The 1,887-nt window shown below is 40.2% G+C and carries 2 protein-coding genes; both read right to left on the bottom strand.

What is annotated here, in order from left to right:
- On the bottom strand, positions 1-490 hold a 490-nt coding region (locus Q8907_16815; protein MDP4275931.1), incomplete at its 3' end, for an ACT domain-containing protein.
- A 114-nt stretch (positions 491-604) separates the two neighbouring features.
- A complete protein-coding gene (locus tag Q8907_16810; GenBank protein MDP4275930.1) occupies positions 605-1,525 on the bottom strand; it encodes a glycoside hydrolase family 43 protein in 921 nt (306 codons plus the stop codon).
- Between the last annotated feature and the right edge of the window lie 362 nt (positions 1,526-1,887).

Here is a 1,887-nt window from a genome sequence, read left to right as displayed (position 1 = left end):
CAATTGGCGTACCTCTGACTGAAAATTCAACACAAGCCTTAGCTTTAGTGTCTTGGGTTTCTTCATCATCCAGCTTGAGTCGCCCGCTTAAACGGGAAATAAAATCAATGTTTAATTTCTGCCGGTAAACTGCATTGGTTACTTCGGCAATTTGAGTTGCCAGGATTCTCCGGCCAAGAAGGGTAACTATATATCGTTCTTTACCTTGCTGGCTTACCCAATGGTTATAATCATCCTCGTTGATAGGGGTAAATTTTACCTTAATCCCTAATTCATAGCCTTTAAACAGCAAATCTTTCAGTATAGGAGAAGATTCTGATTCCTGGGGTACTTCCAAAAGTATACCCAGGTCGAGCCTGTCGTGGATCACGGCCTGTCCTATATCCAGAATGTTAACGTTGTAAGTGGCCAGAATTTGAGTAAGTGAGGAGGTAAGTCCGGGCTTGTCTATTCCGTAAATGTTGAGAAGAATAATGTCCTTTTTACTCATATTGATTTTATTGAAATTTTTAATGTGCAAAAATATATAATGTTTCTTGATTCAAGAAATTTGAAATATTTCTGTTAATTTAAAATATATCACCTACTTATAAAAATATGCAAATTAATCTGGGCTTGTGTGATTTAGAAGTTTGTCCAGGACATTTTTTGAAACCTTAAAAGCGCTGCCATGCCTGGTTCCTGCAGGAAATGAAACCTGGTCCGAGATGTCCTCCCAGTGAATCATGTCTTTAGACCGTACGGCCCCGTATTTATGTTCGGTGTATTTATCAAAGTAAACGTAGACATAATCGCCTACCTGCAATGCCGATGGCCCTTCGGCCCAGTATTTGCCTGTAATTGGCGCAGATACTTCAACAGGATAGGGGCCTGCTGCATGTTTCGACTTTGTTGTACGGATATTTTTTTCAGCAGGTTTAGAATTTTCGTTTTTTACTATCAAAAAGAAAAATTTATCCTTCCGAATGATGGTGGCATCAATTACATTGAAAGCCGGATTAAAGAAAAGTTTAGTCGGACTGAATGTCTTAAAATCTTTGGTACTTACATAATAGATTCTGTGGTTGAGCCCTTTTTCCCGCTCTGAAGAGGCGAGATCCGGAAATCGTCCGGTAATGGTCGTGGCCCAGAAAATAAGATAATCTTTATGCTTAGGATCGTAGCAAATTTCAGGTGCCCAGCAGTTTTTAGCCTGGGGTTCCTGCTGCATCACAGGAATTTCTTTTTCTTCGGACCAGTTCATCAGATCGGGCGATGAGGCATAACCAATTCCATTGTCCCACCAGCCGCTGGTCCAAACCAATTGGAACACTCCGCTTTTGTCCTGCCGGATACAGGGATCGCGCATCAGTTTGTCCTTCCCAATGGTCGGCGCCAGATATGATTTGCCGTTGTTCAGAGGTTGCCATTTTAATCCGTCAGTGCTGTACGCCAGGTGCAGGCCATCTTCCCCGTTCCCGGTGAAATAGGAAAACAGGAATGCTTTTCCCTGCGGTCTGGCTATCAGAGATAAAAATGAAAACATAACAATGCTGCAGGATTTAAAGGTTAAGGATTTTAAATTGATCATAGTCCAAGTTTTAGTAAATTAAAGATCAAAATTAGGATTATTTTTTTCACTTTAGATGATGAATGAAATTACATTTTTGGAACTACCTGTTTGTTATTTTATTGAAGTTTCGCAAGTAATAAAAAGGGGTTATAACGGGAAACTGCTTCATATTATTACTCAGTGCAGCGCAGCGTAAGAGAATATCATTACATTGAAAAACAATGAGTTAAAATGAGGTACTCGGAAATGTGCTGTTCTTTGCCTTAAAACTTGGCGACTTTGCGTCTTTGCGAGAAATGCGTTTCACACTAAGGCACAGAGACGCAAAAAATACT

The organism is Bacteroidota bacterium (genome assembly GCA_030706565.1).
In the GTDB taxonomy this organism is placed as follows: domain Bacteria; phylum Bacteroidota; class Bacteroidia; order Bacteroidales; family JAUZOH01; genus JAUZOH01.
This window is presented reverse-complemented; position numbering and strand designations above follow the sequence as displayed.

Bases quoted from the DNA above. Each gene is read 5' to 3' on its own strand.
- Q8907_16810 (MDP4275930.1), bottom strand. From the start codon at position 1,525: ATGTTTTCATTTTTATCTCTGATAGCCAGACCGCAGGGAAAAGCATTC.